The organism is Acinetobacter sp. 24-47-66, assembly GCF_056779755.1.
This window is the reverse complement of record NZ_JBWYIL010000032.1, coordinates 1-867: the sequence shown is the minus strand read 5'-3', so window position 1 is coordinate 867 and position 867 is coordinate 1. Positions and strand designations below refer to the sequence as shown.

Genomic DNA, 867 nt, shown 5'->3' with positions numbered 1-867 from the left:
TGAATTAATCTCATCCATCTCTAAGATGTCTTCGTACGGAACATCTGCTTCAGCTAAAAGAACGTTCATGTGACCAGGCATACGACCAGCCACTGGGTGAATCGCAAAACGTACTGTTACACCTTGCTCTTTCAATAAGTTTGCAAGCTCTTTCACCGCATTTTGAGCACGACCTTGCGCCATACCATAACCCGGGACAATAACAACACTGTCTGCATTTGACATTAAGAAGCCAGCATCGTCAGCAGAACCAGAACGGTAGTTGCGTTGAACTGCTGCACCAGCTGCTGCTGTCGGTGCTGCAGCACCACCCATTGCACCACCAAACAATACGTTGATGATTGAACGGTTCATTGCTTTACACATAATATAAGACAGAATTGCACCTGACGAACCTACAAGCGAACCTGCAACAATTAACATGTTGTTTTCAAGCGTAAAACCAATCCCTGCTGCCGCCCATCCAGAGAATGAGTTAAGCAAAGACACCACAACTGGCATATCACCACCACCAACAGGCGCAATCCATACCCAACCAAAGGCTAAAGCAAGTGCTGTCATTGCCCAGAACGAGGTCATGTCACCCGTCAAGAAGAAGTGAACCCCTGCTGCTAGCATCGCAATAAAAATCAAAGCTTGAACAGGTTTAACCCATGCACCTGAAATCGTTTTTGCCCATTTCTTTGCCGCCAATTTACCATAAGCAAATACCGATGCAGTGAATGTAATGGCACCAACGAAACATCCTACGAATAATTCGAATAAATGTACGCGACTCATTTCATGGAAGTTCACACCATTTGCAGCCAGTAAGTCTGGCCCAAGCTCGACGAGCTTGTTGTTGTGAATAATTGCAGCGATCGCAAT

General features: G+C 45.7%; 1 protein-coding gene. It reads right to left on the bottom strand.

Annotated features, from left to right (window positions below; genetic code table 11):
• Positions 1–867: NAD(P)(+) transhydrogenase (Re/Si-specific) subunit beta (locus AC1M84_RS14220; RefSeq protein WP_481595227.1), on the bottom strand; the 867-nt coding region annotated here is incomplete at both ends.